The organism is Rhodococcus sp. (in: high G+C Gram-positive bacteria) (genome assembly GCF_049591685.1).
In the GTDB taxonomy this organism is placed as follows: domain Bacteria; phylum Actinomycetota; class Actinomycetes; order Mycobacteriales; family Mycobacteriaceae; genus Rhodococcoides.
Map to the genome: position 1 here is coordinate 1 of NZ_JBAWFH010000501.1, position 4,431 is coordinate 4,431.

A 4,431-nucleotide genomic window follows, 5' to 3' on the forward strand; every position below is an offset into this window, starting at 1 on the left:
GGGGTCGGTCGTCGTCACCGCCTTGTGAAGGAACGAACCCTTCGGTCCCATCCGCGGCGGAAAAGGCCTCGCCGCTGGAGCAGCGGGAGTGGGCCTGGGCGCTAGGGCAGTCACTGATCCTCCTGAAGATGCGTCCGTGCTCCGAACATGGTGCGGGACGTCCTGGTGTCTTGCGCTACTGGAATCGTAGACCGTCTACTTCGAGCATGCCGAACCGGTCCTACCGTGTGTCGTATTGCGGTCCCGCACCAGCAACAGGGACGTGCGCCGCGTCGTCCGTTCGACCTCGATAGGGTGTGACGGCATCCCACTCCCGTTAGGAACGTACGAGTTGCCCATCCAATCTTCTGTGCGAAGTTCTCCTGTGCGAAATGTCGTCGTCGCTCTCGCCGCCGGGGCACTCGTCGCTCTCTCCGGGTGCAGTAGCTCGGCCGCTTCCGAGGACGCCGCGTCGACCATCGTTCGCAGTACCACCAAGATCGCCGGCGCCGGCGTGGTCGGCAACGACCGCGAGACCACCGGGTTGTGCCCGGCACCCGCTCCCCTGGATCCCACCGGGATCGAGGGCGCAGTGCGTCCCGTCGGACACAGCGAGGGCATCACCGAGGTACCGGCGGACCCGACGCGCATCGTCGTGCTCGACGCGGCGTCACTCGACGCCACGTGCGCCCTCGGAGTGTGGGAGCGGGTCGTCGGCGCCGCGACACTCGATCCGTACTTCCGCGGAGACGGCGACCAGGAGTTGTATTTGGGTGTCGGAATTTCGGAAATCCCTCCAGTCGGGCCCGTGGGCGCGCCGGACATCGCTGCTGTCGCGGCCCTCTCCCCCGATCTGATCATCGGCTCGGACGCGTTGGGTGCGGATGTGTACGACGACCTTGCCGACATCGCGCCGACGGTCTTCACCTCGTCGGACAACGGCTGGAAGGGCACCTTCCTCCAGTCCGCCGCCGTGCTGGGGCGCGGGGCAACTGCGTTCGACGAGCTGGCGCGCTTCACCGCCGACGCCGAACAGGTGGGGCGCGCGGTCGACGCGGATCAGACTCAGGCCTCCGTCGTGCGGTTTCGTTCCGATTCGATCGTCACCGACGGGACCGCGTCGTTTGCAGGCGAGGTCTTGGGCGAAGTCGGCGTTCAGCGGCCACCGACTCAGCGCGGCGAGCCCGTCGTCATTGCGGCGGACGACGTGGCTGCGGCAGAAGGCGACATCGTCTACGTCAGGTTCGACGGAGACGACGGCGAGACGTTCGGCACCACGGTCATGGCGAGTGATCCGTGGGCTCAGCTCGGTTCGGTGAAGGACGGACGAGTGTTCGCGGTGGACGACACCGTGTGGTCCGGCAGCGGCATCGTCGCCGCGCGGGCGATACTCGCCGATGTGACGAACTCGCTCAACGCCTACGTGTCTTGACGTGCCAGTACCCGAGTTCGTACTCGACCTGCGCAGCAAGGTCGGCCACGCACCGTTGTGGCTGTCGGGCGTCAGCGCCGTCGTGCAACATTCGAACGGCCGAGTACTACTCACCCGTCGACGTGACAACGGGCAGTGGGCAGTCGTCTCCGGAATTCTCGAACCCGGCGAGGAGCCCGGCCCTGCGGCACTCCGCGAGATACTCGAGGAAACGGGCGTCGATGCAGAACTCGTTCGGATCACCAGCGTGGACGTGACCGAACCGATCACATACCCCAACGGTGATGTTGCGCAGTACCTCGACATCACCTTCCTCGCGCGGCACACGGCAGGCGCGGCGCGCGTCTCCGACAACGAGAACCTCGACGTCGCGTGGTTCGATGTCGGTTCGCTGCCACTCGATATGACCACCAGTTCCCGATTGCGTATCGAGAAAGCATTGAGCGGCGCCGACGAGGCCTGGTTCGTGCGTTGACCCACCGTTCGATCCCTCGGAACTCCGCCTCGGCCTGAAATGTGATATCACTTTACTATCACTTGGCCAACAAGGAGGCTTCCATGTCCCTACCCGACACCGTGTCCGAAAAGCCCACCGGAACACCCACCACCACTATCGCCGAGCGCCCCGGCTGGGATCTGCCCGGCTGGTCGATGCTCGGCGTCGGACTTGTGCTGTTCTTCGGAGGTATCGCCGCCTTCGTGCTCGGACTCGTCTTCGCTCTCACCTGGCTCGTTGCCGTCGGTGTCGTCCTCTTCGTCGGCTCGCTTCCGGTACTCGGCGGCCTGACCCTCGTGCAGCCGAACCAGGCGCGCGTTCTGCAGCTCCTCGGCAGTTCGTACAGCGGAACACTGCGCACCCCCGGACTGCGCTGGACCAATCCACTGACACTCCGCCGAGCCATCTCGACGCGCGTTCGCAATCACGAGACCGGACAGAGCAAGGTCAACGACGCCGACGGCAACCCCATCGAGATTTCGGCCATCATCGTGTGGCAGGTAGCCGACACGGCGCTCGCGTCGTTCCAGGTCGACGACTACGAAGAATTCGTCGCCGTCCAGTCGGAATCCGCGGTCCGGCACATCGCCGGCAGCTACCCCTACGATGCGGCCGATCGAACTTCGTTGCGCGAGAACGCAGACGAGATCACTCTGGCCATGAGCGAAGAAGTGCACGCACGCGTGCGCTCGGCCGGCGTCGAAATCGTCGAAACGCGCATCAACAGGCTTGCCTACTCGCCCGAGATCGCCCAGGCGATGCTCCGACGCCAACAGGCGGGCGCCGTCATCGCCGCGCGTCAGCTGATCGTCGAAGGTGCGGTGGGAATGGTCGAGATGGCGCTCACGAAGCTCGAGGACAAGCACGTCGTCGAGCTCGACGAAGAACGCAAGGCCGCCATGGTGTCGAACCTTCTCGTCGTTCTCTGTAGCGATCGCGATACTCAGCCCGTGGTGAACACCGGATCGCTGTACCACTAGCTCATGCCTGTTGATCGTGAAAGGCCGGAGCGTAAGAAAATACTCCTGCGGCTGGACCCGGCGGTGCACGATGCGTTGGCCCGCTGGGCGGGCGACGAGCTACGCAGCACCAATGCGCAGATCGAATTCCTACTTCGTCGTGCGCTCACCGAGCAGGGGCGAATGCCCAAGGAAGCGAGCAAGATTCGGAAACCGGGAAGGCCCCCCGGCTCCTAGCCGAGGGGCCTTGCCCGAACTCCGTGAATCTAGAAGTCCCAGTCGTCGTCTTCGGTGTTGACTGCCTTGCCGATGACGTACGACGATCCGGACCCGGAGAAGAAGTCGTGGTTCTCGTCGGCATTGGGAGACAGTGCCGACAGAATCGCCGGGTTCACGTCGGTCTCGTCCTTGGGGAAGAGACCCTCGTAGCCGAGGTTGTTGAGCGCCTTGTTCGCGTTGTACCGCAGGAACTTCTTGACGTCCTCGGTGAGGCCGATCTCGTCGTACAGGTCCTGGGTGTACTCGACCTCGTTGTCGTACAACTCGAACAGCAACTCGAACGTGTAGTTCTTGAGTTCTTCGCGCTGCGCCTCGCTGACCTTCTCGAGACCCTTCTGGTACTTGTAGCCGATGTAGTACCCGTGCACGGCCTCGTCACGAATGATGAGTCGGATGAGGTCTGCCGTGTTGGTGAGCTTGGCCCGCGAAGACCAGTACATCGGCAGGTAGAAGCCCGAGTAGAACAGAAACGACTCCAGCAGAGTCGACGCCACCTTGCGCTTGAGTGGGTCGTCGCCCTTGTAGTAGTCGAGGACGATCTCGGCCTTGCGCTGCAGGTTGACGTTCTCCTCGGACCAGCGGAACGCGTCGTCGATGTCGCGTGTCGAGCTCAGGGTGGAGAAGATCGAGCTGTAGCTCTTGGCATGCACCGACTCCATGAACGCGATGTTGGTGTACACCGCTTCCTCGTGCGGGGTGATCGCGTCGGGAATGAGGCTGACCGCTCCCACCGTCCCCTGAATGGTGTCGAGCAGCGTCAGACCGGTGAACACCCGCATCGTCAGCTGCTTCTCGACGGCGTTCAGCGTTCCCCACGACGGAATGTCGTTGGAGACGGGCACCTTCTCCGGCAGCCAGAAGTTGCTGGTGAGACGCTCCCAGACCTCGGAGTCCTTGTCGTCCTGAACGCGGTTCCAGTTGATGGCCGAGACGCGATCGATCAGCTTGATCTTTGCCCCGTCCGCGGGCGAGTGCGGTGCAGCGGTCATGAGATGTCCTTGGATGAGTTCAGTTGGGAGTAGATCAGAGAGCGCCGCTCACAGCATGCACGAAACGCAACCCTCCACCTCGGTGCCTTCGAGGGCCATTTGACGCAGACGGATGTAGTAAAGCGTCTTGATGCCCTTGCGCCATGCGTAGATCTGAGCCTTGTTGATGTCGCGCGTCGTGGCGGTGTCCTTGAAGAACAGCGTCAGGGACAGGCCCTGGTCGACGTGCTGAGTGGCGGCGGCGTAGGTGTCGATGATCTTCTCGTACCCGATTTCGTACGCGTCCTGGTAGTACTC

General features: G+C 63.4%; 6 protein-coding genes. 4 read left to right on the forward strand and 2 right to left on the reverse strand.

Features of this window, described 5'->3' with window-relative positions:
• The first annotated feature begins 349 nt into the window (after nucleotides 1–349).
• The 4 genes from WBQ44_RS20645 (at nucleotide 350) to WBQ44_RS20660 (ending at nucleotide 3,103) form a co-directional block, all read left to right on the forward strand.
• Nucleotides 350–1,411 (forward strand): ABC transporter substrate-binding protein, encoded by a 1,062-nt coding sequence (locus tag WBQ44_RS20645; protein ID WP_495568534.1) that lies wholly within the window; start codon nucleotides 350–352, stop codon nucleotides 1,409–1,411.
• 1 nt (nucleotide 1,412) lies between these two features.
• Nucleotides 1,413–1,886: an NUDIX hydrolase gene (locus WBQ44_RS20650; RefSeq protein WP_495568535.1), complete on the forward strand. Its 474-nt coding sequence runs from the start codon at nucleotides 1,413–1,415 to the stop codon at nucleotides 1,884–1,886.
• Nucleotides 1,887–1,969: 83 nt separating this feature from the next.
• Nucleotides 1,970–2,887, forward strand: coding sequence for an SPFH domain-containing protein (locus WBQ44_RS20655; protein WP_495568536.1), 918 nt, complete (start codon nucleotides 1,970–1,972; stop codon nucleotides 2,885–2,887).
• A 3-nt stretch (nucleotides 2,888–2,890) separates the two neighbouring features.
• Nucleotides 2,891–3,103, forward strand: a complete 213-nt coding sequence (locus tag WBQ44_RS20660; RefSeq protein WP_495568537.1) for a type II toxin-antitoxin system antitoxin — start codon at nucleotides 2,891–2,893, stop codon at nucleotides 3,101–3,103.
• Between the two features lie 29 nt (nucleotides 3,104–3,132).
• Here the strand turns inward: WBQ44_RS20660 and nrdF are convergent, their stop codons facing one another.
• Nucleotides 3,133–4,134, reverse strand: a complete 1,002-nt coding sequence (gene nrdF / locus WBQ44_RS20665) for a class 1b ribonucleoside-diphosphate reductase subunit beta (RefSeq protein ID WP_121114253.1) — start codon at nucleotides 4,132–4,134, stop codon at nucleotides 3,133–3,135.
• A 48-nt stretch (nucleotides 4,135–4,182) separates the two neighbouring features.
• A partial coding sequence (locus WBQ44_RS20670; protein ID WP_495568538.1) for a ribonucleotide reductase barrel domain-containing protein occupies nucleotides 4,183–4,431 on the reverse strand: 249 nt, incomplete at its 5' end.